Annotated in this window: 21 protein-coding genes and 1 pseudogene; 13 read left to right on the top strand and 9 right to left on the bottom strand. The window is 65.7% G+C overall.

Going from position 1 to position 25,016, the window contains the following annotated elements:
* Positions 1-8: 8 nt before the first annotated feature.
* Entirely contained in the window at positions 9-245 is a 237-nt protein-coding gene (rpmB, locus tag IHE49_RS05535) for a 50S ribosomal protein L28 (protein ID WP_192107688.1), read from the bottom strand.
* A 280-nt stretch (positions 246-525) separates the two neighbouring features.
* Here rpmB and secB point away from each other — a divergent pair, with 280 nt between their 5' ends.
* From secB to IHE49_RS05495, 8 genes and pseudogenes are all read left to right on the top strand, one after another.
* Complete coding sequence (secB, locus tag IHE49_RS05530; RefSeq protein WP_192155730.1) at positions 526-1,038, top strand: protein-export chaperone SecB; 513 nt, start codon at positions 526-528, stop codon at positions 1,036-1,038.
* Positions 1,039-1,045: 7 nt separating this feature from the next.
* Positions 1,046-2,071, top strand: coding sequence for an NAD(P)H-dependent glycerol-3-phosphate dehydrogenase (locus tag IHE49_RS05525; protein ID WP_192155728.1), 1,026 nt, complete (start codon positions 1,046-1,048; stop codon positions 2,069-2,071).
* Positions 2,072-2,351: 280 nt separating this feature from the next.
* Positions 2,352-5,354 (top strand): DEAD/DEAH box helicase, encoded by a 3,003-nt coding sequence (locus IHE49_RS05520; RefSeq protein ID WP_192155727.1) that lies wholly within the window; start codon positions 2,352-2,354, stop codon positions 5,352-5,354.
* Positions 5,355-6,120: 766 nt separating this feature from the next.
* On the top strand, positions 6,121-6,795 hold the full coding sequence (locus tag IHE49_RS05515) for an ABC transporter ATP-binding protein (RefSeq protein WP_192155726.1): 675 nt from the start codon (positions 6,121-6,123) through the stop codon (positions 6,793-6,795).
* Positions 6,779-8,677, top strand: a complete 1,899-nt coding sequence (locus tag IHE49_RS05510) for an HlyD family efflux transporter periplasmic adaptor subunit (protein ID WP_192155725.1) — start codon at positions 6,779-6,781, stop codon at positions 8,675-8,677. Before IHE49_RS05515 ends, IHE49_RS05510 begins: the two co-directional genes overlap by 17 nt.
* Positions 8,674-9,882, top strand: a complete 1,209-nt coding sequence (locus IHE49_RS05505; protein WP_192155723.1) for an HlyD family efflux transporter periplasmic adaptor subunit — start codon at positions 8,674-8,676, stop codon at positions 9,880-9,882. Before IHE49_RS05510 ends, IHE49_RS05505 begins: the two co-directional genes overlap by 4 nt.
* On the top strand, positions 9,879-11,111 hold the full coding sequence (locus tag IHE49_RS05500; RefSeq protein ID WP_192155721.1) for an ABC transporter permease: 1,233 nt from the start codon (positions 9,879-9,881) through the stop codon (positions 11,109-11,111). Before IHE49_RS05505 ends, IHE49_RS05500 begins: the two co-directional genes overlap by 4 nt.
* A gap of 8 nt (positions 11,112-11,119) precedes the next feature.
* A pseudogene (locus tag IHE49_RS05495) lies at positions 11,120-11,491 on the top strand (ATP-dependent helicase); the annotation flags it as partial.
* Between the two features lie 20 nt (positions 11,492-11,511).
* Here IHE49_RS05495 and IHE49_RS05490 read toward each other — a convergent pair.
* Positions 11,512-12,018: a hypothetical protein gene (locus IHE49_RS05490; RefSeq protein WP_192155719.1), complete on the bottom strand. Its 507-nt coding sequence runs from the start codon at positions 12,016-12,018 to the stop codon at positions 11,512-11,514.
* A gap of 346 nt (positions 12,019-12,364) precedes the next feature.
* Here IHE49_RS05490 and IHE49_RS05485 point away from each other — a divergent pair, with 346 nt between their 5' ends.
* Positions 12,365-12,961, top strand: coding sequence for a TetR/AcrR family transcriptional regulator (locus IHE49_RS05485; RefSeq protein ID WP_225578231.1), 597 nt, complete (start codon positions 12,365-12,367; stop codon positions 12,959-12,961).
* Entirely contained in the window at positions 12,958-14,340 is a 1,383-nt protein-coding gene (locus tag IHE49_RS05480) for a cytochrome P450 (protein WP_192156080.1), read from the top strand. Before IHE49_RS05485 ends, IHE49_RS05480 begins: the two co-directional genes overlap by 4 nt.
* Here IHE49_RS05480 and IHE49_RS05475 read toward each other — a convergent pair.
* From IHE49_RS05475 to IHE49_RS05460, 4 genes are all read right to left on the bottom strand, one after another.
* The gene (locus tag IHE49_RS05475) at positions 14,337-16,100 is read right to left on the bottom strand and encodes a glucan ABC transporter ATP-binding protein/ permease (protein ID WP_192155715.1); all 1,764 of its coding nucleotides are present in this window, start codon (positions 16,098-16,100) and stop codon (positions 14,337-14,339) included. The genes IHE49_RS05480 and IHE49_RS05475 overlap by 4 nt on opposite strands.
* A gap of 176 nt (positions 16,101-16,276) precedes the next feature.
* Positions 16,277-16,960 (bottom strand): HAD family hydrolase, encoded by a 684-nt coding sequence (locus IHE49_RS05470; protein WP_192155711.1) that lies wholly within the window; start codon positions 16,958-16,960, stop codon positions 16,277-16,279.
* A 17-nt stretch (positions 16,961-16,977) separates the two neighbouring features.
* Complete coding sequence (gene glk / locus IHE49_RS05465) at positions 16,978-17,991, bottom strand: glucokinase (RefSeq protein ID WP_192155709.1); 1,014 nt, start codon at positions 17,989-17,991, stop codon at positions 16,978-16,980.
* Between the two features lie 161 nt (positions 17,992-18,152).
* Positions 18,153-19,736 (bottom strand): S53 family serine peptidase, encoded by a 1,584-nt coding sequence (locus tag IHE49_RS05460; protein ID WP_192155707.1) that lies wholly within the window; start codon positions 19,734-19,736, stop codon positions 18,153-18,155.
* A 149-nt stretch (positions 19,737-19,885) separates the two neighbouring features.
* Between IHE49_RS05460 and hemB the strand changes: the two genes are divergently transcribed.
* Entirely contained in the window at positions 19,886-20,878 is a 993-nt protein-coding gene (gene hemB, locus IHE49_RS05455) for a porphobilinogen synthase (protein WP_192155705.1), read from the top strand.
* A 61-nt stretch (positions 20,879-20,939) separates the two neighbouring features.
* Here the strand turns inward: hemB and IHE49_RS05450 are convergent, their stop codons facing one another.
* Both IHE49_RS05450 and IHE49_RS05445 read right to left on the bottom strand, forming a co-directional pair.
* Positions 20,940-21,371 (bottom strand): cupin domain-containing protein, encoded by a 432-nt coding sequence (locus IHE49_RS05450; RefSeq protein WP_192155703.1) that lies wholly within the window; start codon positions 21,369-21,371, stop codon positions 20,940-20,942.
* 62 nt (positions 21,372-21,433) lie between these two features.
* Positions 21,434-21,859 carry a hypothetical protein gene (locus IHE49_RS05445; protein ID WP_192155702.1) on the bottom strand — a complete coding sequence of 142 codons (426 nt, stop codon included), beginning with the start codon at positions 21,857-21,859 and terminating at the stop codon, positions 21,434-21,436.
* Between the two features lie 152 nt (positions 21,860-22,011).
* Between IHE49_RS05445 and IHE49_RS05440 the strand changes: the two genes are divergently transcribed.
* The gene (locus IHE49_RS05440; RefSeq protein WP_192155701.1) at positions 22,012-22,596 is read left to right on the top strand and encodes a TetR/AcrR family transcriptional regulator; all 585 of its coding nucleotides are present in this window, start codon (positions 22,012-22,014) and stop codon (positions 22,594-22,596) included.
* A gap of 159 nt (positions 22,597-22,755) precedes the next feature.
* Here the strand turns inward: IHE49_RS05440 and IHE49_RS05435 are convergent, their stop codons facing one another.
* Positions 22,756-23,964, bottom strand: coding sequence for an acyltransferase (locus IHE49_RS05435; protein ID WP_192155700.1), 1,209 nt, complete (start codon positions 23,962-23,964; stop codon positions 22,756-22,758).
* A gap of 104 nt (positions 23,965-24,068) precedes the next feature.
* On the opposite strand from IHE49_RS05435, the gene IHE49_RS05430 reads away from it, so the two are divergent.
* Entirely contained in the window at positions 24,069-25,010 is a 942-nt protein-coding gene (locus tag IHE49_RS05430; RefSeq protein WP_192155698.1) for an alpha/beta hydrolase, read from the top strand.
* The last annotated feature ends 6 nt before the right edge of the window (positions 25,011-25,016 follow it).

The following is a 25,016-nucleotide window of genomic DNA, read 5'->3' as shown; positions in this document are numbered from 1 at the left end:
TGTTCTCCTTAGACCTTCTCACCGCGGGCACGCAGCTCGGCGATCACGGCCTCGATGCCCTTCTTGTCGATGGTGCGCAGCGCGTGGTTGGAAACGCGCAGCTTGACCCAGCGGTTCTCGCTGGCGACCCAGAAGCGACGCTCGTGCAGGTTCGGCAGCCAGCGGCGGCGGGTCTTGTTGTTCGCGTGCGAGACGTTGTTGCCGGTCTGCACACCCTTCTTGGTGACTTGGCAAATGCGGGCCATGATGAGCTCCGTAATGTTCTGTTGACCGCCCGTTGGCCAGGGCGACATCGGCCCAGCGGCGCCTTGCGCCACGCGATGCTGGAGGGTGTTGCGCTTGCTTCGCCGCGAGGTCCGCATCGCGTGGCGGACTCCCCGAACGGAGTCGGGTCGGCATGGTGAGCCGCGCATTATCCAGCAAAAACAGGCTCGTGCGCAATCCATCGGATCGACCGCGGGTGCATGCGGCCGGCAGGTATGAAACAATCAAGCTCTTTTGACGCCAGAACCATCGAGGATTCCCATGGCAGAAGTCGCCTCCAACGGCCAGTCCAGCGCGCAGGGCGGCATGCCGCAGCTGGTGCTGCAGAAGATCTATGTGAAGGATGTTTCCTTCGAGGTGCCGGGTGCGCCGCAGATCTTCCAGGAATTTTCCGGCGAGCCCGACCAGGCCGCGCCGCAGGTGCAGCTGAACCTGGGCCACAAGGCCATGGATCTGGGCAACGGCTTGTACGAGGTGGTGCTCAGCGTCACGCTGACCTGCACGTTGGGCGAGCGTACCGCCTACCTCGCCGAGGTGGAGCAGGCCGGGCTGTTCGGCATCGCCGGCTTCGGCGCCGACGAACTCTCCGGCGTGATCGGCAGCTACTGCCCGAACCTGCTGTTCCCCTATGCGCGTCAGGTGATCTCCTCGATGGTGCTGGAGGGCGGCTTCCCGCCGTTCCTGCTGCAGCCGATCAACTTCGACGCCCTGTACGCCGAACAGCAGCGTCGCATGGCCGGCGGCGGGGACGCACCGTTCCAGCTCAACAGCTGAGCCCTGCATGACGCAGCATCCGACCCTGGCGGTACTCGGTGCCGGTTCCTGGGGCACAGCGCTGGCCGCGCTCACGGCACGCAATCGCGTGCCGACGCGGCTGTGGGGACGCGACCCCGGCGCGCTGGCCGCGATGGCCACGGCGCGCTGCAACCAGCGCTACCTGCCGGGCATCGAGCTGCCCGCGGCGCTGGGCTACGAGCCGGATCTGACCGCCGCCGTACGTGACGCCGCCGTGGTATTGCTGGTGGTGCCCAGCCATGCATTCGCCGCGATGCTGGATGATGTGGCGCCCCTGCTGGCTCCCGGCACCACGCTGGTCTGGGCCACCAAGGGCTTCGAACCGGGCACCGGGCGTTTCCTGCACGAGCTGGTGGCGCAGCGACTGCCGGGCCATCCGGCGGCGGTCATCACCGGTCCTTCGTTCGCCAAGGAAGTCGCGGCCGGTTTGCCCAGTGCGGTTACGGTGCATTCGGAAGACGCCGCCTGCGCGCAGCGCGTCGCCAACTTGCTGCACGCTCCCAACCTGCGCGCCTATACCGGTGGCGACATGCTGGGCGCCGAACTCGGCGGCGCGATGAAGAACGTGCTGGCGGTAGCCACCGGCATCGCCGACGGCATGGCGCTGGGCCTCAACGCCCGCGCCGGCCTGATCACCCGTGGCATGAACGAGATGCTGCGCCTCGGCGTGGCGCTGGGCGCACGGCCGGAAACACTGATCGGCCTCTCGGGCCTTGGCGACCTGGTGCTCACCTGCACGGGCGATCTTTCGCGCAACCGCCGGCTGGGCCTCGCGCTGGGCAAAGGCATCGCCATCGACGAGGCGGTGCGCCAGATCGGCCAGGTGGTGGAAAGCGTGCTCGCCGCCGACGAGGTGGCGCGCCTGGCCGACCAGCATGCGCTGGACCTGCCCATCAGTGCCGGCGTGCGCGCCGTGCTGCACGGCGAAGTCACGCCCGCGGAGGGTCTGAAGATGCTGATGGCGCGAGAGCAGAAGCCCGAATACCCGCACGGCTTGTTCGGCAACGCCTGACCCTGGCTGCGCGTGTGGCTTGCTTGTAGCTCGTCATTCCGGCGCAGGCCGGACGAGTGCTCCGCGCGCGGAACGCCCAAAGGGCAGCCCCAAAGGGGCGAGCGAAGCGGCTCATCCGGTGCTCGTCCAAGCCGCACAGCCACTGGATCGCGGCCTGCGCCGGGATGATAGGCAGAGTCTCGCTTGATCGAGTGTCGATCCGTCGTGCAGCCAATGCGTTCCCATAGGCAATCCGCCTGCTAAGCTCGGCGTTTTGGTCGTCGCCACGGGGCGCATGCGCATGCAGCAGCCGGACGGGAAACCACGCGCCACTTCGGTCGGCAACCTGCCGACGACCTGGCGGCATCTGCTGGAGACGCCCAAGGCGCCGGTCAGTGGTGAGTCCGTCGTGCTGGGCTTTTTCCTCGAGGTGATGCCGGACGACGGCGCCGCCGCGGCGCACCTCGACGTGGCCCCGGTGCTGTTGGCGGTGGGCGAGCATGGTCGCTATCTGCGGCCCACGCCCTTGGATGGTCATCTGCTGGTGCAGGCGCCACTGCCGCCGCACGAGCAGCGGCTCGCCGCCGCCGTGCTCGGTTTGCCGCAGAGCCAGCGCAAGAGCCGCAATTACGCGCGCCTGGGCGGCCATGTCGGCGACAGTCTGCTGATCGAGCTGCTGGATACCGCGCCCTGTTTCCTCGGAGGCCTGGCCGGGTTAAGGCTGTCGCGGGGCCGCGCGCATGCGCTCAACTGGCACTGGCAGCTGGAGTCGGACGGCAGCCAGCGGTTGTTGCCGCAGTTGCCGCACAGCCAGCGCCTGCTGCGCATCGACGGCCTGTGGTATCTCGACGCCGAGCACGCCACGCTGGGACACCTGGAAGCCGCGCCCGAAGAGACGGCGTGGCTGGATCTGCCGCCGCTCAAGCACGACTACGGCCGCAGCCTGGCCGAGGCCCTGCCGGGCAGCCGGCTGGCCGCGCGCATCCCGCCGCCGCAGGTGTTCGACGAATTGCAGCGTGCGGAATTGGCACCCAAGCCGGTGCTGACCCTGCATGCGCTGACCCGCCACGCGCGCCTTGCGGCCGGTACGTCGCCGTTGGCGTGGGCGAGGCTCTCCTTCGACTACGCCGGCGAGCGCCTGCCTGGGCGCGGCGGCGAGCCGCTGGTGCGCCGCGTGCGCAACGGCCAGTTGGTGGAGATCGCGCGTCGCCGCGCGGAAGAACTCGCCACCATGGAACACCTCGAGCGCGCAGGCCTCACGCCAGCCGTGGATACCGAAGGCCTGCCGTGGGACATGGCCGACACCTTGCCCGACGACGCCTGGCTGTTCCCCGGCACCGGCCACGCCGGCGCGCTGGAAGTGAACACGCCGGCGCGCTGGCTGGCGTTGCGTCCCAAGCTGGAAGCCGACGGCTTCGTGCTGGAGTACGCGCCGAGTTTTCCGTTCGAAGTGCTGGAAGGGCCGGTGCGCTGGTACGGGCAGGCGGCGGAAGATGCCGACGACCATGCCTTCGACCTGGAAATCGGCATCGAGCTGGAAGGCAAGCGCCACAACTTGTTGCCTGCGGTGGCGCAGGCGCTGGCCGACCATCAGCTCAATCTGAGCCCCGCACCGAACGAACCGGAAGACGCCGTGTGGTATGCGCCGGTGGACGAGCGTCGCCGCGTGCCGGTGCGGCTCAAGGAGCTGCGTGGCCTGCTGGCCCCGTTGGCCGAATACCTGGAAAAACCACGCAACAAGCTGCACCTGCCGCGCGTGCAGGCGGGGCGGCTGGATGAATTGGCACAGGCGCTGCCGAGCGATGGCGCGCTGGAAGCGCCGGAGACGCTGCGCGGCTTCACCACGCGCCTGCGCGATGCCGCCGAACGTGCCAGCGACGTCGTGCCTGCCGGCCTCACGGTGGAATTGCGGCCGTACCAGCGCGAAGGCCTGCGCTGGTTGAACGCACTGGCGGAAGCCGGCGTCGGTGGCGTGCTGGCTGACGACATGGGGCTGGGCAAGACCCTGCAGCTCATCACCCATTTGCTTGCGCTGAAGGAAGCCGGCGCGCTCAACCAGCCCGCACTGATTGTGGTGCCTACCAGCCTGATTCCGAATTGGCAGGCCGAGATCGCGCGCTTCGCGCCCGCGCTCAAGGTGCTTACCCTGCACGGCCCGCAGCGTGCGGAAGCCTTCGCCCAGCTCGGCGCGCAGGACATCGTGCTCACCAGTTACGCGTTGCTGCCGCGCGACGTGCTGCCGCTGCGCAAGCAGCCGTTCGCGCTGATCGTGCTCGACGAGGCGCAGCAGGTGAAGAACCCGCGCACGCAGGCGCGTCGTGCCCTGCTCAGCCTGCGCACGCGCCGCCATGTCTGCCTCACCGGCACGCCGCTGGAAAACCACCTCGGCGAACTGTGGTCGCAGGTGGACCTTGCCGTGCCCGGCCTGCTGGGCGACGAGAACGCGTTCCGCCGCTACTACCGCGTGCCGATCGAGAAGCAGCGCGACGAGGAATGCCAGCAGCGCCTCAACCGCCGCCTCGCGCCCTTCATCCTCCGCCGCACCAAGGCGCAGGTGGCGTCGGAGTTGCCGCCGAAGACCGAGATCACCCGCCGCGTGGTGCTGGAAGGCCGCCAGCGCGAACTGTACGAAGGCCTGCGGCTGTCGCTGGCCGAGGAGCTGCGCGAAGTGATCGCCCAGCGCGGCATCCAGCACTCGGGCATCGTGGTGCTGGACGCGTTGCTCAAGCTGCGCCAGGTCTGCTGCGACCCGCGTCTGGTGAAGCTGGAGGCCGCGCGCGGTGTGCAGGGTTCGGCCAAGTTCGAGCTGCTGATGGACATGCTGCCGCCGCTGCTCGACGAAGGCCGCAAGGTGCTGCTGTTCTCGCAGTTCACCGGCATGCTGAAGCTGATCGCGCAGGAGCTGGATCGCCGCCACATCCCCTACGTTACCCTCACCGGCGAAACGCGCGACCGCGCTACGCCGGTGCAGCAGTTCCAGCAGGGCGAAGTACCGCTGTTCCTGCTCTCGCTCAAGGCCGGCGGCGTCGGCCTCAACCTCACCGCTGCCGATACCGTGATCCACTACGACCCGTGGTGGAATCCCGCCGCCGAGGCGCAGGCCAGCGACCGCGCGCACCGCATCGGTCAGGACAAGCCGGTGTTCGTGTTCCGCCTCATCACCGCGGGCACGGTGGAGGAGCGCATTGAGGAGCTGAAGGCGCGCAAGGCCGAACTCGCCGAAGCCGTGCTCGAAGGCGGCGGCAGCCGCGAGAAGCTCAGCTTCGACCAAGACGACCTGGACGCGCTGCTGGCACCTGCGTGATTTCTTTGTGTGCCGTAAATTCGTGCGGATTTAAATCAAATTGCGCAAAGTGGTGCGATAAGATTTTCGATTGCTCCACAGGTACAACTTTTTCATGGTGCTTGGTTTCACATCGACGTGACGTTTGTTGACATCCCTTGTGTCTTCGCTTTAATTTCATGAGGCGCATATCGCCATTTGTGCGCGTTTCGAAATATTCGTTTTGTCATTGGATGAGATTCATCAACTAAACGGAGAGTAGAGATGAAATTTCGTGCAAAAAAAGTTGCATGCACAGCGGCATTGGTTGGGTTGGCCGTTGCAGCAAGTGGCGCCGTATGGGCTAATGCGCTTCCACCTGCGTACCAAACGACCTATGTGTACTTCAACAATGCTGCGCACTCGACAGTAGTGGGGGGGTGGACGCTGATGTCATGTACCAATGGAGGCCCGACGGGATGGGGTGTCCGTACCGCCTACTCGGTTACAGTGGTTCAGAAGTGTTCTTAAGCTTCACCATTGTTATCCGCTGAGGCTAGTCCTCATTGGCTCTTAGTTCGAAGGATTCAGCTTTTACGGTTTTCCGTAAAGGCTGAATTCCTGTGTCCCTCACCGATGGATAGTGATTGGGTGTCGAGTTGCAGACTCTTCATTGCTGTGTAGTGCCATCTTGCATCTGAAAATTTGAGGTGATTTTGGTATATCTAGATGCGTGGTCGAGTCTTTGACTTTAAAGGTGCCCAATTTTAGCGGGATTTTTGGCAAAACTCCGTTTTAGAGGTAATAAATGGTTGGCATGGAGGCGTTGACCCGTCATTATCAAGTGGGCAGACAAGTCATCGCTGCGCTGGATGGCATAAACTTGGACGTACCGAAGGGGCAGTTTTTGGCCATCGTCGGGCCGTCCGGCTCAGGCAAATCCACCTTGCTCAATATGCTTGGGTGCCTCGACCGTCCCGATAGCGGTCGTTACCTGCTCGATGGCGTCGATGTTTCCACTTTCGATGACGAACGTGCCAGCGATTTCCGCAATCGGCGCATCGGCTTCGTGTTCCAGGCCTTCCATCTGCTGCCCCGGCTCAGCGTGCTGGAAAACGTGCTGCTGCCGCGCCGTTTTCTGCGCGGCCCTGACGAGGGACTGGAGGAACGCGCGCGCATGCTGCTCGCCCGTATGGGGCTGGAACGGCATCATGTGCACCGGCCCGGCCAGCTCTCCGGTGGCCAGATGCAGCGCGTGGCGATCGCCCGCGCCCTCATGATGAAGCCCGCGTTGTTGCTGGCCGACGAACCCACCGGCAACCTGGATTCGAAAAGTGCCGCGGATGTGCTGGCCCTGCTTGCGGAAGTGCATGCGGCAGGGCAGACCATCGTGATGGTGACCCACGACGCCGAAGTCGCCGCGCGCGCGCAGCGGCAGATCGGCCTGCGCGACGGAAGGATCGGGCATGATTCGTTGGCCTGAGGCCCTGGCGTTGCTGCTCGTGTTCGTTCCGGCAGGGGCCGGTGCCGTGGTGTTCACCGGCGAAGTGCAGGTGAACGGCGCACAGGGCATCTATACGCCGCCATCGCTCAGCTCGCCGGTGGTGCTGCGCTACTACGTAGGCGATGGCAACCGGGTACGCAAGGGCGACGAGCTGCTGCGCATCGACGCTGGTCCGGCCGAGAGCCAGTTGCGCACCCTGCAGGCGCAGATTGAACAGACGGAGGCGAAGACCGCCAAGGAAATCGCCGAGCTTGAGCTCAAGCAGGTCGATGCGGACCTGGCGCTGGCCGATGCGCAAGCCGAACGCGACACTGCCGCAGTGGACGCGGCCATCCCGAGGGCGTTGATCTCCGCACTCAACTACGACCGCTACCAGGGCGAGATGCGCCGCACCGAACAGGCACTGGCGTTGAAGAAAACGGAGGCTTCGCAGGCTGCTGCTGCAGTGACACGGCGAAGCGAGGATGGTGCGCTGGAACTGCGCAAGCAACAGTTGTCGCTGGGTTTCTATCAAGGTCAGGTGGCGCGTGCGGTGGTGCGGGCCGAGCATGACGGCACGGCGGTGCATGGTTTCGACAATCTGTTCGGCGCCGGTAGCCGCTACGAAGAGGGTTCGTCCAGTTATCCCGGCACCGAGGTGGGTGAAGTGGTAGGTACGGGCAACGGCTACGCCGTGCGTGGCTGGGTGCTGGAGCCCGACAGCGCCGGCCTGCACGTGGGCATGCCGCTGCGCCTGCATTTCGACGCGCTGCCGGGTCACGATGCCATCGGTCGCATCCGCACGATTGCGGGGGCGCCTTCCAGCAAGAGCGCCTGGGGTGACGGTCGCTACGTGGAGGTTGGCGTGAGTTTGCCAGCCGACCTGCACATGGCGCTGCTGCAGGGTATGAGCGTACGCCTGGACAGCGACCTCGACGATCCGGGCGATCGCGAGTCCACAGGGTTGCCGGACCCGGGCAAGCTGCTGCAAGTGGACGGAGAGATCTATGCCCAGCGCAGCCTGGCGATTTCGCCGCCGGCGGTGGACGGGTTGTGGCAGATGACTGTGACCCAGATGGCGGGCGACGGCGCCAAAGTGAAGAAGGGCGACCCGGTAGTGGTGTTCGAAGGCACCACGGTGATGAAGGACCTCACCACCAAGCAAGGCCAGCTCGACGAGAAGCGACGCAGGCAGGAACAGTTGCGGCTGGATCTGGCGGACCGTGCACGTGAGGCGGAACTCGCCACCGCACAGGCCAAGGCCGATCTCGACAAGGCCATGCGCAAGGCGAACCAGCCGAAGGAATACGTCGCGCGGGTGGACTACAGCAAACTGGTGATCGCGCGGAGCAAGGCCGAGCGCCGCTACGCGCTCACCGCGCAGCGCGCTCATGTGGCCGCTACCGAGCGCACCGCCGAGCAGCGCATGGCCGATGCTGAGGTAACCCAGCTAGATGCGGAAGTGGCCAAGCTGAAAGCTGCGCTGGCCTCGCTCACGGTGCCCGCTCCGCGGGACGGCATCGTGCTGCACCAGAGCAGCTTCGACGGCGGCAGGGTGGACGTCGGTTCGCAGATCTGGATGGGTCAGTCGGTGGCGCAGATGCCGGATCTTTCGACGCTGGCCGTGCGTGCCGCATTGCCCGAGCGTGACCTTGATCGTGCGCAGATTGGCCAGCGGGTGCGCGTGGTGCTCTCCGGGGGCGGTGAACGCGGTCTGGACGGACGCATCGCCGAGATCGGCAACACGGTGCACAGCCGCTCGCGGGTGGACGCGGTGCCGGTGGTCGATCTGGTGGTGACGCTGGATCAGGGGCTGGCCGGACTCAAGCCGGGCCAGACGGTACAGGTCGACATTCCTGCGCAGGGAGCGACGACGCAATGAAGACGCACGGTGCAGGCCTGCTCTGCCTGCTGTCCTTGTTGTTGGGCGGCTGCCGCCACGCCGCCACGGATGGCCTGGTGCTGGAGCGGGCGCAACCCGGGCCATTGCAGTTCACCGTGCACGGCGAGGGCGAGTTGCAGTCGACCCATCCCACGTCGCTGCTGGTGCCGGGCACACAATGGACGTCGCGCCAGCTCAGCTGGATGTTGCCGGACGGCAGCCGGGTGGAGAAAGGCGAGCTGGTTGCTCGTTTTTCGGCCGAACAGAGCAAGCAGGATCTTGCCGAGGCGAAAATCGACCTCGACCGCAACACGTTGGAGCGCGCTGGGGAGCAGGCCGAGCTGGCCGTCAAGCGCGGTCAGCTGGGTGTCGACCTCACTCAGGTGGAGACGCAATACGCGATTGCCGAGCGTTACGCGAACGTGCCATTGGAGGCGATGGCACGCAACGACATCCTCGATGCAGTGCAGGATGCGCATTATCTGGAAGTGCGCCAGCGCATCCTGCAGTGGCGCGAACAGCAGTCGATCGCGCGCGGCGAGGCCGAGCTGGCTGTGCTGGACGCCCAACGCAGCAACTACGCCACCGTGGAGAAGCAGAAGCAGGGCGATCTCGATGCGCTGGAATTGCGGGCGCCACATGCCGGCGTACTGATGCTGGAGCGCAACTGGGCGCAGCAATTGCCACAGGTGGGCAGCACTCTTTTCACCGGTGACAGCTTCGCCAAATTGCCTGACCTTGATGCCCTGGAAGTGGAGCTGTTCGTGCCGCAAATCGAGGCTCAGGGCATCCGGGTGGGTGATGCCGTGGAGTTGCATCGCTGGGGTGTGCCCGCCGAACGGGCAAGCAGCAAGATCGACTGGGTGGCCACAGCCGCACAGCCGCGCAGTCAGGAAAGTCCGGTGAAATACCTCGCGCTGAAGGCCAGCGTGCCGTTGAGCGTGGCGCGTCGCTATGGCTGGGTGCCGGGCCAACGCTTCGACGCCAGCATCGTGCTGTTGCAGGTCGGGCGTGGCTACAGCGTGCCCAATCTTGCTCTGGGTCAGGATGGCGACCAGGCCGTAGTACGGGTGCTGGCCGATGGGCGGCTGCAGGCGCGTCGACTCGAACTTGGCGTGCGTGGCCCCACCCGTACCCAGGTGCTGGCTGGCCTGCAGCCTGGCGATGCCGTCCTGCTCGCGGCGGCTGCGAAGGAGGCGAAGTGATCGCCGCGAGCTGGCGCGAAGCCATCGAGGAGCTGTCGCGGCGCAAGCTGCGCACCCTGCTCACCCTGCTTGGCATGATCTTCGGTGTAGGCGCGATCGTCGCCATGCAGGGTGTGGGCGAGGGCAGCCGGCGCGAAGCGCTGAGGCTGGTGGAAAGCCTGGGTTTGCACAATCTGATCGTCGAGGCCAAACCGCAGGATGGCGATGCGCTGAAGGAAGCGCGCATGCGCAGCCTGGGGCTCACCGTGGCCGACGCGCGTGCCGCACTGGACGTGGTGCCATCGGCCGAACGTTATGCTGCCGAGAAGCGGATCAAGCATTGGGCCGTGTTCAGCGGCGAGGGACAGGCCGAGGCCGGGGTCAGCGGCGTCAGTCCGGATTATTTTCCACTTGCCTCATTGCGCGTGGCTGCCGGACGCGAGCTGACCGCACACGACGACATCACGTTGGCTGCGGTGGCCGTGCTGGGTCATCAGGCCGCGCACGAGCTGTTTCCGGATGGCAAGGCGCTGGGGCGACTGCTCAAGGTCAATCAGGTGTGGCTGCGCGTGGTCGGCGTGCTGGCCGACCGGGATCTCGGGCAGGACAAGTTCGAAGGCGTGGCACTGGATGCGGACAGCAACCGCATTTTCGTGCCGCTGGCCAGCGTGCGGGCGCGCTTCCGTTTCCAGCCGATGGAAGATGAGATCGATCGTTTCCTGCTGCAGCTGAAGAGCCCCGGCGAGCTCACCGCCGGCGCGCGCGTGTTGACCGCGTTGCTCGACCAGCGTCACGCCGGCATCGACGACTACCAAGTGGTGGTGCCGCAGCAGTTGTACCAGCAGAACCAGAAGACGCAGCGCATCTTCAGCGTGGTGATGGGCTCGATCGCGGGTGTCAGCCTGCTGGTCGGCGGCATCGGCATCATGAACATCATGCTGGCCAGCGTGCTGGAGCGGCGCCGCGAGATCGGCCTGCTGCGAGCGATCGGTGCGCGCAGGCAGGACATCGTGCAACGCTTCCTGCGCGAGGCGCTGGTGATCTGTATCGCCGGCGCGCTGATCGGCATGGTGTTCGGCGCGGCTTTGGCCTATGCCATCGCCGCCTTCGCCGGCTGGCAGGTCGCCTGGGCGCCACTAGGCGTGCTGGTCTCGGTGCTGGTCTGCGTGGCGATCGGCCTAGGCTTCAGTATTTACCCAGCACGCCAAGCAGCCGCACTCGATCCGATCGCGGCGATCCGCGACGAGTGAGGCCGCGCGACATGCTGCCCTTGGCGCCGTTGCTCGACGAATGCCGCAAGGTGCTGCTGTTCTCGCAGTTCATCGGCATGCTCAAGCTGGTCGCGCAGGAGCTGGATCGCCGCCACATCACCTACGTCACCCTTGTCGGCGAAACGCGCGACCGCGACCGCGCCACGCCGGTGCAGCAGTTCCAGCAGGGCGAAGTGTCGCCGTTCCTGCTCTTGACCTGCTCCCTTGGAGCCATACGAGTCGGCACGGTGGAAGAGCGCATCGAGGAGCTGAAGGCGCGCAAGGCCGAACTCGCCAAAGCCGTGCTCGAAGGCGGCGGCAGCCGCGAGAAGCTCAGCTTCGACCAGGACGATCTGGACGCACTGCTGGCGCCGGGTTGAATGATGCCGACCCTCCGGGCTCAGCCTGCAAGGTAGGTTCGGATACGGGAATCGTTCAGCATCACCATGACGCCTTCGGCGATGCAGCCGTCGAGGTCCTGAGGTAATTCGCCGCTGGCGTGATGCACGGTTTCCTTGATGGTTTCGCCATTGCCCAAGGTCACTTCGAATTCGATCGTGCTCTTGTAGTAGAAGGCGATGTACTTGCTGACCAAGGAGTCCACCTTGATCGATAGCGTCTTGGGGGAGCCAGGGGAAATTTGGCCGTTCTTGCCGATTTCTTCGCGGGTCTGTTGAACCATGACATCCGTGATGTCTTTCAGACTCGAAGTGAGTGAAATGCCTGCGTAGGACGATACGACCACGGGCTCTGCATTCGACTGGGTGCTGCCAACCGTGACGGTGCCGGCACTGAGGAATGACGGAATCAATCCGGCACGCAATGGATATTCCTGTGGCTTGAAGGCGTGGGCACCACAAGCCGACAGGCCGGCAAGGCAAAGCAAGGCCAGTGCGAAATTACGCATGTTTCGTCCATCCCCTGAGTTGAGCGCTAATGGCGCTGAGCGCTCCGGATTGTCCCTGTTACACGGCTCTCTTGTCGAGGCGTGCTCCCAGCATCACCGGATGCATCCGGATTTCGGATCGACGCTCAAGGAAATTCGACCGATCCAGAGCCGCATCACGCCCTTTTGCTTCCGGCGATGAAAGCGTGCTCATCTTGACGATACAAAATCATACGACGTATGGTTTTGAACGTAGTTCAAATTTTGGGGCTGTATGAAGGACGCAAAACCGACCTCCGAGCCCACAGGTCGCAGGCAACGAAAGCGGCAGCAGACGGCCTCGCACCTCGCGACCATTGCCTTCACATTGTTCGAGGAATACGGCTACGAGGCGGTCACGATGGAGCGGATCGCCGTCGAAGGCGACGTGGCGAAAGCCACCTTGTACAGCTACTTCCCGATGAAGGAGGCGCTGGTTGCGCACCACCTCCGGGACGAGATTGTCGAAGGCATGGCTGCACTCGCCGATCAGCTCGCGACCCACCGCAGCTTCGTGTCGCGCATGCAGTTCCTGCTGCGCGAATCCGCCGCGTGGCATGCGGCGAAGCGTGCCTACCTGCCGCCCTATTTGCGTTATCTCCACGGCATCGCCGATTCGGCCGAGAACGGCGCTATCCAGGATGCCGGCAGCACGGTGACATGGAATGCGCTGACTGCGATGTTTCGTGCCGCGCAGCAAGGCAGCGAAGTGGCCAGGGCCATTCCTGCCGAGCAACTTGCCTGGTCGCTGCAATACCTGCTGTACGGCGCGGTCACGCATTGGCTGCTCTATCCCGATACCGATCTGACGGCAGCCTTCCTGCAGGCATTTGCCTTGCTGATGAACGGTGCCGCCGCAAACAAGCCGGGCGACGCGCGAAAGTCGATTTCGACCGGCAAGACAAACCCCAGGAGAAGCCGATGACATCGCAACAGGCGACCGTCAGGCCGTGGCCCCTCGGCCTGCCGTTGCTGCAGGCCATCCGTCGCGATCCGTTCGGCTTCGTCGCGCAACTGCGTGCGCGGCACGGCGATACCGTGAAGCTGAAGGTGCTCTCCACCGATATCTACTATCTCTTCCGGCCCGAGGCGGCGCGGCAGGTACTGGTGAACCACCAGGATGATTTCGTGAAAGACCAGCGCGTGCTGGAGATCATGCAGTCGGTGCATGGCGCCAACGTGATCACGACTGAAGGCGCTGCGTGGGAGCGTCAGCGCCGGATACTGGCACCCGCCTTCGCGCCGAAACGGATCGCGGCTTGCGCGGCATTGATGGCGGCGGCCGCGGACGAGTGCGCCGGCCGTGAGCTGCCGGCCCAGACTGGCGCCAGCACCGTGGTCGACGTGGAAGGATTGACCACGCGTATCACCATGGACGTCATCCTGCGGGCATTGTTTTCCTACCGGTACGGGCTGGAAGAAGCCGCAACCGTGTCTGGAGCGATCCGCGCCCTGTCGCGACAACTGATGCGGGAGCTCTTCTGGCCGCTGCGACCGGCGGCATGGTTGCCCTATCCGGGGCGTACCGAAAAGGCACGCAGCCTGGCCGTGATCCACGACCTGATCCGGGCGCGGATCGAAGCGCGCAGACGCGACATGGCCAATGGCGCAGATGCAGGAGAGGACATCCTGGGCCTGATGCTGGCGGCGCGCGACGAACAGGCCGAGGCGCCGCATGCGGCACTAAGCGACGCAGAAGTCCTGAACAACTGCGTCGGCCTTTTCGGCGCGGGGCACGACACGTCGGCGACGGCGTTGACCTGGTGGGTGGGATTGATGGCCGCGCATCCGGAAATCGCCGCACAGGTGCGCGATGAGGTGCGCGGCTTGCCGGACGACCATGCCGCGGCGGCGAGAGACATTGCGGAAGCGCGGCTGCTCAACGCCACGATCAAGGAAGCCATGCGGCTATATCCGCCATCGGTGGCGACGTTCTCGCGGCGCGCCTTGCGCAACGTTGAAATCGACGGCCATACGATCGTCAAGGGTGTGCTGGTGATAGTCCCGATCTGGAACCTGCATCGTGACGAACGCTGGTTTCCCGAGCCCGATGCGTTCCGCCCCGAGCGCTTCCTGCCGGGCGCGCCGGCGCTCCCGCGCAATGCCTTCATGCCGTTCGGCGTCGGCCCGCATTTTTGCCTTGGCCAGCAGTTCGCCATGGTGGAAATGGCGTTGATCGCAGCACGGCTGATCCGCCGCCACGATTTTTCATTGGACCACGGTACGGACTTGCCCGCCCCGATGGTGGATCTGGTGCTGAAACCGCGGGAGCGGTTGCAGGTACGGTTTACCCGTCTTGCCTAGTTCGCTCCGGTGGTGTCTGGTTCTTCCGCATCCGGCGCGAATTTGCCGTCCTCGGCCAGCCGCGCGAACAACCCGCCCCGGCGGATCAGCTCGTCGAAACGGCCCTGTTCCACCAGTCGACCTTGGTCCAGCACGAGGATCAGGTCGGCATTTCGCACGGTGGACAGGCGGTGCGCGATCACGAAGGTGGTACGGCCGCGGGTGAGCGCGTCCAGCGCACGCTGGATGCGCGCTTCGGTGGCGTTGTCCAGCGCGCTGGTGGCTTCGTCCAGCACGAGGATGGGTGCGTCCTTCAGCATCGCGCGGGCGATGGCGAGGCGCTGGCGTTCGCCGCCGGACAGCGAGCGGCCGCGTTCGGCGACCAGCGTCTCCAATCCTTCCGGCTTGCGCGCGATGAAGGCGGCGGCTTCGGCGGCGGCGACGGCTTTCTCGATGTCTTCCAGGCCCGCGTCAGGCTTTCCCACGCGCAGGTTGTCGAGGATGGAGCGGTAGAACATGCCCGGATCCTGGAACACCACGCCGATGTTCTGTCGCAGCGAGTCGAGTGTGACACTGCGGATGTCGTGGCCGTCGATGGTGAGGGTGCCGCCGGAGGGATCGTAGGCGCGGTACAACAGGCTCAGCGCGGTGCTCTTGCCGGCGCCGGTGGGGCCGACCAGGGCGATGGTGTCGCCCGGTGCGGCGCGGAAGCTCAGTTCATGCAAGGCCGGTTGCACCGGGTCATAGCCGAAGCTGACCTTGTCGAACACCACCTCGCCGCGCACGCGCGGCAGCGCGATGGCGTCCGCCGCGTCGACGATGGCCGGGCGCTGGTCGAGCACAGCGAAGAAGTCCTCCAGCGATTGCGTCTGGAAGAACAGCGTGGAGAGGAAGCCGGCGAATTGTTCGAGCCGGCCGATCAGCATGATCGCGAAGCCCACGAAGCTGACGATGCCGCCGACCGTGATCTCGCCGCGCGCATGCAGCGAGGCGCCCAGCGCGAAGATCGCCACGATGGTGAGCGTGCTGGCCGCGCGGTTCAGCACCGACAGGATCGCCCAGCCGCGCAGCACCGGATACTGCGCGGCCAGCACGCGCGTCATCATCGATTTCAGCGCGGCGGCTTCGGCGCTCAGCCGGGTGAAGCTCTGCACCACGGTGACGTTGCCGAACACGTCGCCGGCGCGCGTGGCGATCTCGTTGTGCAATTCCTCCACCTCGCCCTGCGCCTTGTGTGTCCGGCGCACCGTGATCGCGTTGGAGATCGCGAAACTGAGCATCAGCGCGATCATCAGCAGCGCCAGCTTCCAGTTCATCGCCAGCGCCACCGGCACCATCACGAAGAGCGACAGCAAGGTGGCCAGGTGTTCGCGGAAGAAGCTCAGCCACAGGTTGAACAGGTTGCTCACGCCGTTGTTCATGATCCGCGCGAGGCGACCGGTGTGGTATTCGCCATGGAAGGCCAGCGGCAGCGCGGCTGCATGCTCGAAGAAGGCCGCGATGGCGGCCAGCCGGCGCCGGTGTGCGAGGCGATCCGCATGCAGCGACGCCCACACCGCGGCCGTCACGCCGCCGAAGCCGACCAGTGCCCACAGCGTGATCAGCCGTGGTGCGTTGCCTGCATGGGGGGAGGAAAGCGCATCCACCACATGGCCGAACAGCACCGGCTCCAGGAAATACACGCCGGCCAGCGCGAGGTTGGCTAATGTCAGCGCGATCGCCAGCTTGCGTTCCGGGGCGAGCAACGCGAGCACGCGCGCGTAGAGTCGCAGGATGGACATGGCTGTCGTCTCTCCTTGGCGCTCCTCAGATGGATCGGTCGAAGGCTTGGCTGGCGAGTCCCTGTTTCTTCGGGAGAGGGTGGCGACAGCCGGGTGAGAATGCAGTCAAAGCCAGACGTTGCGGCGTAACCAAAGGCTCGCCGACCAACCCATTCCGGCGCGCGGCGGCGGGTCGCTCAGCTGCGTGCAGCCACCTCGTCGATGCGCTTCAGCATGTCGGCGGGATCCTCGTAGACGCGTAGCGCGCCGGCGCGGGTGAGTTCGTCCTCGCCGTAGCCGCCGCTGAGCAGGCCCACGCCGATCGCGCGGGCGCGCTGCGCGGCGAGCATGTCCCACACGCTGTCGCCGACGACGATGGAGTGGAGCACGTCCACGCCCAGCCGCTCGGCGGCGGCGAGGAACAGGTCGGGATCAGGCTTGGCGTGGCGCACCTGGTCGCGCGTCACCACCGGCACCTTGGCGGGATCGACGCCCAGGGCATCGAGGTTGTGGATCGCGGTACGCATCTGGCCGCTGGTGGCGATGGCCCAGGGGATGTCCTGGTCGGTGAGATAGGCCAGCAGTTCGCGCGCGCCGGGCAACGGCTTCACCGCGCCTTGTGAGTGCAACCGGTTGAACGCTTCGGCGTGGGCGTCGTAGAGCCGCTGGCGGCGTTCCTCGGTGATGTCCAACCCCGTCTCGCGCAGCAGCACGCGGGTGAACAGGCCGCCGCTCATGCCGATGCGGCGATGGATGCGCCATACCGAGAGATCGATGCCTTCGGCATCCAGCGCTTCCTTCCACGCCAGCACGTGCTGGTAGACGCTGTCGACGAGGGTGCCGTCGAGATCGAACAGGAAGCTGGTATTGCGGCGTGGCATGGGTGCGGTTCCGACGGTCAGCGGCGCGGCAGCAGCGAGTGTCCGGCCGCGCGCAGCGCGATGGCCGCTGCGCCGAGCAGGCCCGGTTCGGGATGGACGATCGCCAGCGTGGGTACGCGTTCCATCGTCTCGCGGAAGCGCCCCTTGGCCTCGAAGCGTTCGCGGAAGCCGCCGCGATGCAGCCATGGCAGCAGGAAGGGCAGCACGCCGCCGGTAAGGTACACACCCTCCCATCCGCCCAGGCTGAGCACCAGGTCGCCGGCCACGCTGCCGAAGATGCCGGCCAGCGTTTCCACCGTGCGCACGCACAACGGGTCGCTATGCGCCTCGGCGTGCGAGGTGATGTCCTCGGGCGTGTATTCCTCGGCCGGCTGGCCTGCGATGTCGGCCAGGGCGAGGTAGAGGTTCACCAGGCCGTTGCCGCAGATCATGCGTTCGTTGGAAACGCGGCCGAAGCGCGCATTGAGCCGGTGCAGGATCTCCACATCCTCGGTGGTGTGCGCGGCGAAGCCGGCATGGCCACCCTCGCTCTCCAGCACGATCCATTGCTCGTCGCGCCACAGCAGGCCGGCCACGCCCAGGCCGGTGCCCGGGCCCATCACCACGAAAGTCTGCGACTGCGGCTGGTCCAGCACCGGCGCGCTCAGTGGACCGACCGGCGACAGCGCGTCGGCGGCCAGCAGCGGTACCGCCATGCTCTGCGCGGCGAAGTCGTTCACCAGGTGCACGGCGTTCATGCCGAGCTCGGCCTGCAGCGTCGGTGCCGAAATCGCCCACGGGTTGTTGGTGACTTTCACCGTCTCGCCGTTGGCGATGCGGCCCGCCGCAGCGATCACCGCCTGCGATGCGCTGCAGCCGCTGTCGGCGAAATAGCGTCGTGCAGCATCGGCCAGCGAGTTGAAATCCTTGACGCGGTAGCGCCGGATACTGTCCATGCGCAGCGGAGTGGAGGTGTCGTCACCGGCCAGCGCGAAACGGACGTTGGTACCGCCCAGATCGGCGAGCAGGGTGGGGGAATTTCCATGGGGCATCGGGGAGAAACCTGCAGTAGCGCACAAGCACAAGCGGTAAGCGTGCCTTGTCAGGCCGGTGTACGTCCACTGTGTGCATACGTATGGAAGCTTGGCGCGACCACGCCGCGCACGGCGCAGGCTGGTTTTCGACGCGGATTTGGCGTTATGCGCCGCGGATTTCAGGTTTTCCGCTGGCCTTGTGAGCTGCCCATGCCTGTGGCGGTCGTGTTCTGCGCAGCCAGCGCGGCCAGCAGCATTTGGCCGTCCGGACTGCCCAGGCCGGTACAGGCATCCCAGCCCTGGCCTGCGTCATAGGCGCCGTTGTTGCCCTGCGTGATGTCGTGGAAGGCCGATTCGCCGATCTGGTACAGCGCCGCATGCACGTCGCCCACGGACCGGCCCAGCGACTGATTGCAGCGTGCCAGCAGCGCGGCCCACAGCGGCGCCACCGCACTGGTGCCGCCGATCACCTGATCCTGCCCGTCCACGCGCACCTGGTAGCCGGTGAGCGGGTCGGCATCGCCCGCGACATCCGGCACGCCGCGGCCCACGAAGCCGTTCGGCGCCTTCGGCACGTTGCTGCCTTGCTGCCAGGTCGGCAAGGCGTAGTCCGTGCTCACGCCGCCACCGGTGGCGCCTTCGTTCGAGGCCGTTTCGTTCCACACCACCTCGCTGCTGATCGTGCTGGCGGCGGCGGTCAGCGTGGTGCCGCCGCAGGCCAGCGAATACGGACTGGAGGCAGGGAAATCCACATGTGGCTGGCCGTCGCTTTCGCCGTCGCTGGAGCCGTTGTCGCCCGCGGCGACGGTCACCGAGACACCCAGTGCCGCGGCGTCTTCCAGCGCGCTCTGCATTGCGGCGAGCGAGGACGCACTCCAGCTGGCTTCGGGGCCGCCCCAACTGATCGAGATCACCGAGGGTTTGTTTTGCGTGTCGTGCGCGGCCTGGGAAATCGCCTCATAGAAACCCTGGTCGGTGTTGGGTGCGAAATACACCGCGATCGCCGCGCCCGGCGCCAGCGAACCCACCATCTCGATGTCCAGCATGACCTCGCCATCGGCCTCGCCGCCGGGGCTGTTCTTGCCGCCGGCCACCGATACCGCGGTCACCGTGGGCACCGGGCTGATGCCGAGCGCGGTGAAATAGGAGGTGAGGTCGGTCTGGCTGAAACCGCCACCCAGCTCGATCAGTGCCACGCACTGGCCGCTGCCATCGGCATTGGCAGGAAAGTTGTAGAGCTGCCCGATCTGCGGCGGCGTGTAGGTCTGATTGGGCGTTGCGAGCGGCTTGCGGAACTGCGGTCTGGCCACCGGACGACCGTCCAGGCCGAGCACGGCGATCACCGACGGCGCGACGTCGGCCGGAAGAACGGGCGCCTGTTCGCAGCCCACCACGTATTGGGGCAGACCCGGCCAGCGGTAACGTCCCAGCTGCACGCCGAACGCGCGTTGCAGCGCGTCCACCGAGCCGCGCAACTGGAGCACGCGCCGGTGCGGTTCGCAGCCGGCTTCCTCCAGGCCGTATGCGTCGGCATGGCTGCGCACGCGGGCGATGTCGGCCGGGTCCGCCCCGCAGTGCGCGCCGAATTCACCGCGCGCCCAGCGCGGGCGCTGTGGCCATGCCGCGGGTGTCGGCGGCTGCCCCATGCGGCGCAATACCACGGTGACCGTCAACGGGGTGCGGCTGGTGTGCGGGCCGAGGTAACTCGCTCCTGCGGGCAGCGGACGGTCGGCATGGGCGGCCTGGCGTGGGGACGTGTTCATGATTTTTCCTCGCGTGGGAGCGCGGGCAGCCTGCACGGATCCGTGTATGCATCGCGTATGTTTGATGTTGATGCTTCGTAGGGCTTGCGGTTTCGAGGGGATTCGCCATGCGGAGCTAAAATGGGCGGATTCCCGCAAAAGGCACACCCATGAGCTTCCCCGCCATCCGCCCACGCCGCATGCGACGCGACGCCTTTTCCCGTGCGCTGATGCGCGAGCACACCCTGCTGCCCAGTGACCTCATCATGGTCGCGTTCGTGATCGAGGGTGAAGGCCGGCGCGAGCTGGTGCCTTCGATGCCGGGCGTGGATCGCCTCTCCATCGATGAACTGCTGAAGCTCGCTGGCGAATGCGTGCGGCTGGGCATCCCCGCGCTGGCGCTGTTCCCCTCGCCGGGGCAGGAGGTGAAGAGCGAGGACGCGCGCGAGGCGTGGAATCCCGACAACCTCATGCACCGCGCCAGCCGTGCGCTGAAGGCGAAGTACCCCGACCTCGGTCTGGTCGGCGACGTGGCGCTCGACCCCTACACCACGCATGGCCAGGACGGCTTGATCGATGCGCATGGCTACGTAATGAACGAGCCCACCGTCGAGGCGTTGGTGAAGATGTCGCTGGCGCAGGCCGACGCCGGCATGGACGTGGTGGCGCCTTCCGACATGATGGACGGCCGCATCGGTGCGATCCGCGATGCGCTGGAAGCGGCCGGCCACATCCACACTCGCATCCTCGCCTACTCGGCGAAATACGCATCGAGCTTCTACGGTCCGTTCCGCGACGCGGTGGGTTCGTCCGCCAACCTCGGCAAGGGCAACAAGCACACCTATCAGATGGATGTCGCCAACAGCGACGAAGCGCTGCGCGAAGTCGAACTGGACATCCAGGAAGGAGCGGACATGGTGATGGTGAAACCGGGGCTGCCCTACCTCGACGTGCTGCGTCGGGTAAAGGACGCCTTCGGCATGCCCACCTTCGTGTACCAGGTGAGCGGCGAGTACGCCATGCTCAAGGCCGCTACGCAGAATGGTTGGCTGGACGAGAAGGCCGTGGTGCTGGAAACCCTCACCGCCTTCAAGCGCGCCGGCGCCGATGCCATCCTGACCTACTTCGCAGTGGATGCGGCGAGGTGGCTGCGCGGGGAGTGATTCCGGTGCCACCGGCAGAACGGGCCTGTCATCGATCGACAGGCCCGTGGAACGGCCACTTTCAAGGTACTTCCATCACCGGAGTGCCTTTCCGGACGGTGTAGGCCACCAGGAATTTCAGCGGCTTTCGGGCATCGGCGTTGGCAAACACGGTATGGGCTGTCATGGCCTGGTCGCGAAACCCTTGTCCGGCGAACAAGGTGACGGGGGCATCTGTCCCAAATGCGGAGCGTGCCTTGCCTTCGACGATGTATCCGATGCCCTCGACCGGGTGATGATGCAGGGGCGCTGCGGTGCCCGGTGCGAAGGTGATCAGGTAGATCCGGGTTTCCATATCCGTGCCCGGTACATTGCTATGTTCGAGTTCGATTCGGCTGACTGCTGCCGGCGTCGGTGCGGGATGTGGTGCTGGTGGCGCGCCACCAGCACCCGCGGCGATTGCCGGTGATGCGACCAGTGCCAGGATGGATCGAAATGGAGCTCCGATCTTCATGCGATTGCTCCGTGGGCATGATGCGGCGGTCCACGCGCGGCAATGCCGCGCGGGTCAGGGCATCAGCCCGCGGCGGCCTGCTGGATCGCAGCGCCCAGCTCATCGTTGGTGTATGCCTTGCCGCCGATGCCCCAGGCGCCGTCGAGCGCGTACGTTACGTTGACGAAGGTCCGTTCGCGTGGGTGCGAACCGGCCTTGAGCCGGTCGATGATGTCGGTGACTTCGCCCACGAAGACCTGTTTGACGTTGGCGTCGGGAAAGGTCGCCGCCGGTACTTTCACTTCGACGACGGCAAGCGATTGCGGCCGGCCGCCGGCGTAGCTGGTCGATTCGGGGCTCACGACCACATGGCCGATGACGTTGGGCGTCATGAAGGCGTTGCCGTCGAGGCCGTGTGCGCGCAGCAGCGCATCGGCGATGAGGGGGAATACTTCACGCTCGCCCTGCTGGGTAAGCAGGCCTTCGCTGAGCTGGATGGAAATGGGCATGGCAATAACTCCTAGGAATCCGGTGGATTGATCGGGTCGTGAACCTTGCGACTGCGTCACGCGCGCCATATAACGATCGTGACGTGGCGATCGTTTCATAACGATCGTTATGTAGTCAAGTACCACATTGCGATCGTTATTTGGAGGCCTCGATGGCACACAAGGCGGGAAAGAGAGAGGCCGGCAGGGGGAGGATCCTGCTGAGCGCTGGGCGGATGTTTCGCAGTCATGGGTTTGGCGGCTGCGGCGTCGATGGCCTGGCCAAGGGCGCCGAGGTGACCTCGGGGGCGTTCTATGCGCACTTCAAGTCGAAGGCTGATGCTTTCCGCGAAGCGGTCATCGTGGGGATGGCGGATTTGCGGCGCGGCGTCGAGCAGATGCGCGAGCAGTTCGGCAGCCGCTGGCGCAGCGGCTTCATCGATTTCTACCTGGGCGATCGCCGTACCTGCGACCTGGCCGACAGCTGTGCCCTGCAAAGCCTCTCCAGCGAAGTGGCGCGCGCCAGCGACGAAGTCAGGCAGGCGTACGAAACAGAGTTGCACTCGGTCATCGAGGCGATGGGCGCCGGCTTGGCCGGCAAGCCCAAGGCACGGCGCGAGGAGGCGATTGCGCTATTGGCGCTGCTCATGGGTGGGGTGACGATGGCGCGCGCGGTGCAGGATCCCGCCACCAGCGAAGCGATCGCCGCGGCGGTGCGCAAAGCGGCGCTCGCGCTGGAAGGAGCGGAGGCGCGTTGATGCCAAGGCATGGCGCGGCGGATCGCCGCGCGGAACGATTGGCTGGACGAAAGGGCCATGGGACTGGAAACCCTTGCTGACTCCAGGCGCGCCGGCGCCGATGCCATCCTTACGTCGTGGTGGACGCGACGGGATGGTTGCGTGGGAAATGGATCGGCATCACCCGACCGAGCGCTTCAGGAACTTCGTGGCCAGCCACTTCCGCGCCGGCAGGTCGTACAGCCTGAGGCACGCATACGCGATGGCGATGCTTGCGACGAAGACCGCTGCACCCGCTGCACACTTGGTGCCGAAGGGCAGCGCTTCGTGCGCGCCCACCCACTCGGTATAGACGTAGATCAGGCCGTAGTGGGTGATATAGAGCGGGTAGGAGAGCTCGCCGAAGAATCCGGCGATACGGGTGGACAGGCCGTCGGCCTGCGTTGCGCCGGCGCCGATGGCCACGATGAGCGGGAACACCGCGACCACGCAGAGCGATTCGTACAGGCCGTTCAACCACAACCGGTCGGCGCCGCCGAAGCGGGGCAGCGCCAGCGCCACGATCAGCAACAGGCTGCAGGCCGCGAAGGCGTGCTTGACCCGGATGCGTTTGCCGAGGCGCATCAGCAGCATGCCGGCGAGGAAGGGAAAGAGCAGGCGGGCGAAGCCGATGTGCAATTGCTCCGGATCGATGGCCCAGCCGCCGATCACGTCGCCGCGCTTGCCGAACACGGCGAGCTGCACGAAGAACGCGGCGGCCAGCGCGACCAGTACGCCCAGCCAGCGGTTCGACAACCTGCGCAGGCCAACCGCGTACAGGATGTTGGCGATGTATTCGAAGAACAGCGACCACGCCGGACCGTCGAGCGGATGCATCTCGCTCCAGCCGCGGATATCCATGGACGGCGGCAGCGGCAGCAGGGTCCAGCCCACCAGCATCACCAGCAAAAGCTTCCAAACCGGCGTAGCTTCGATCAGCGGAAAGGCCGCGCCCGCCTGGAAGTAGAAGAGCAGCGCGCCTATCGTCGTGCCCATGACGACCATGGGCTGCAGGCGGATCAGGCGGCGCTTGAAGAAATCCCATGTGCCCAGCGTCTGCCACCGGTCGTCGTAGGCATAGGCGATCACGAAGCCCGAGAGCAGGAAGAAGAAATCCACAGCCAGGTAGCCGTGGTTGATCGGCTGCGTCAGCGGATGGTCCGGCTTGTATGCCTCGCAGATGTGGAACAGCACCACCATCAGGGAGGCGACGCCGCGAAGTCCGTCGAGGATGAGGTAATGGTCTTTGCCAGCCGGCGGGGCTGCGGAGTCTTTTGCAATGTGCAATGCGCTGGGACCGCTGATGGGGAAGCGCTGGATGCTACAAGTTCTTGCGGGCCAACGTGCCATGAAAAATCCATCATTGCGACCATGGTCGAGCCGATCCGCGTCGCAGAATGACAAGCCTCCATCCACAGAAAGGCCTTGGTTGGGCACCGAGGCAAAGGGGCAGCATGAAAACGTGGCTAGTGTTCTTCGGCCTGCTGTTCGCATGCGTGGGCACGCATGCGGCGGAAACAGTCTGGCAGCCTTCCGCCGGCCACCTGCAGATGTCACTGTGGCCGGGCACGCCGCCCGACATGAAGACGATGCCAGGGCCGGAGTACGCGGCACTGCGAAAGGAGCATCTGATCGCGGGCAAACCGTGGCTGGAAGTGGCCAACGTGTCGTGGCCAACGATGACCATCTATCCGCCGCAGGGGAAGAACACTGGCGCCGCGGTGGTGGTGTTCCCTGGTGGGGGCTTCGAAGTGCTGGCCATAGATCTGGAAGGCACCGAGATCTGCGACTGGCTGACCTCGCGCGGCATCACTTGCGTGCTGCTGAAATACCGCGTGCCGGGCGCGCCTTACGACTGGCACTGCAAGTGCCGGCCCGATGACTACGAGGTGCCGACGATGGCGCTGGAGGACGTGCAGCGCACGATGGGTCTGGTGCGCCTGCACGCGAAGGCATGGAACATCGATCCGCACAAGGTCGGCGTGGTCGGCTTCTCCGCCGGCGGTTTCCTGGTGGCGGAAATCAGCACGCACTTCGGCACGCGCTTGTACAAGCCGGTGGACGAAGCCGACCGGGAAAGCGCGCGCCCGGATTTCGCGATGGCGATCTACCCAGGGCATCTCGCGCTGGAGAACGGCAAGTTGAATCCCAACGTGCCCGTCACCCACGACACGCCGCCCACCTTCGTCGTGCAAGCCGAAGACGACAATGTGGACGGCGTGCAGCAGGCGCTGACGTATTTCGCTGCGCTGAAGGCCGCCGACGTTCCGACAGAGATGCATCTGTACGCGCACGGCGGCCATGCTTTCGGCGTGCGGCGCACGGACATGCCGATCACCCACTGGACCGATCTGGCGGACGCATGGATGCGCACGATAGGCGTGCTTCCGCGCTGAGGCAGC

The organism is Rhodanobacter sp. 7MK24 (genome assembly GCF_014842995.1).
Taxonomy (GTDB): domain Bacteria; phylum Pseudomonadota; class Gammaproteobacteria; order Xanthomonadales; family Rhodanobacteraceae; genus Rhodanobacter_A.
The sequence above is the reverse complement of the archived record's forward strand: the minus strand, read 5'-3'. Positions and strand labels throughout refer to the sequence as shown.

What these genes read in the sequence shown, in the direction of transcription:
- rpmB (WP_192107688.1), bottom strand. Translation starts at nt 245, where the DNA reads ATGGCCCGCATTTGCCAAGTCACCAAGAAGGGTGTGCAGACCGGCAAC.
- secB (WP_192155730.1), top strand. Translation starts at nt 526, where the DNA reads ATGGCAGAAGTCGCCTCCAACGGCCAGTCCAGCGCGCAGGGCGGCATG.
- IHE49_RS05525 (WP_192155728.1), top strand. Translation starts at nt 1,046, where the DNA reads ATGACGCAGCATCCGACCCTGGCGGTACTCGGTGCCGGTTCCTGGGGC.
- IHE49_RS05520 (WP_192155727.1), top strand. Translation starts at nt 2,352, where the DNA reads ATGCAGCAGCCGGACGGGAAACCACGCGCCACTTCGGTCGGCAACCTG.
- IHE49_RS05515 (WP_192155726.1), top strand. Translation starts at nt 6,121, where the DNA reads ATGGTTGGCATGGAGGCGTTGACCCGTCATTATCAAGTGGGCAGACAA.
- IHE49_RS05510 (WP_192155725.1), top strand. Translation starts at nt 6,779, where the DNA reads ATGATTCGTTGGCCTGAGGCCCTGGCGTTGCTGCTCGTGTTCGTTCCG.
- IHE49_RS05505 (WP_192155723.1), top strand. Translation starts at nt 8,674, where the DNA reads ATGAAGACGCACGGTGCAGGCCTGCTCTGCCTGCTGTCCTTGTTGTTG.
- IHE49_RS05490 (WP_192155719.1), bottom strand. Translation starts at nt 12,018, where the DNA reads ATGCGTAATTTCGCACTGGCCTTGCTTTGCCTTGCCGGCCTGTCGGCT.
- IHE49_RS05480 (WP_192156080.1), top strand. Translation starts at nt 12,958, where the DNA reads ATGACATCGCAACAGGCGACCGTCAGGCCGTGGCCCCTCGGCCTGCCG.
- IHE49_RS05475 (WP_192155715.1), bottom strand. Translation starts at nt 16,100, where the DNA reads ATGTCCATCCTGCGACTCTACGCGCGCGTGCTCGCGTTGCTCGCCCCG.
- IHE49_RS05470 (WP_192155711.1), bottom strand. Translation starts at nt 16,960, where the DNA reads ATGCCACGCCGCAATACCAGCTTCCTGTTCGATCTCGACGGCACCCTC.
- glk (WP_192155709.1), bottom strand. Translation starts at nt 17,991, where the DNA reads ATGCCCCATGGAAATTCCCCCACCCTGCTCGCCGATCTGGGCGGTACC.
- IHE49_RS05460 (WP_192155707.1), bottom strand. Translation starts at nt 19,736, where the DNA reads ATGAACACGTCCCCACGCCAGGCCGCCCATGCCGACCGTCCGCTGCCC.
- hemB (WP_192155705.1), top strand. Translation starts at nt 19,886, where the DNA reads ATGAGCTTCCCCGCCATCCGCCCACGCCGCATGCGACGCGACGCCTTT.
- IHE49_RS05450 (WP_192155703.1), bottom strand. Translation starts at nt 21,371, where the DNA reads ATGAAGATCGGAGCTCCATTTCGATCCATCCTGGCACTGGTCGCATCA.
- IHE49_RS05445 (WP_192155702.1), bottom strand. Translation starts at nt 21,859, where the DNA reads ATGCCCATTTCCATCCAGCTCAGCGAAGGCCTGCTTACCCAGCAGGGC.
- IHE49_RS05440 (WP_192155701.1), top strand. Translation starts at nt 22,012, where the DNA reads ATGGCACACAAGGCGGGAAAGAGAGAGGCCGGCAGGGGGAGGATCCTG.
- IHE49_RS05435 (WP_192155700.1), bottom strand. Translation starts at nt 23,964, where the DNA reads ATGGCACGTTGGCCCGCAAGAACTTGTAGCATCCAGCGCTTCCCCATC.
- IHE49_RS05430 (WP_192155698.1), top strand. Translation starts at nt 24,069, where the DNA reads ATGAAAACGTGGCTAGTGTTCTTCGGCCTGCTGTTCGCATGCGTGGGC.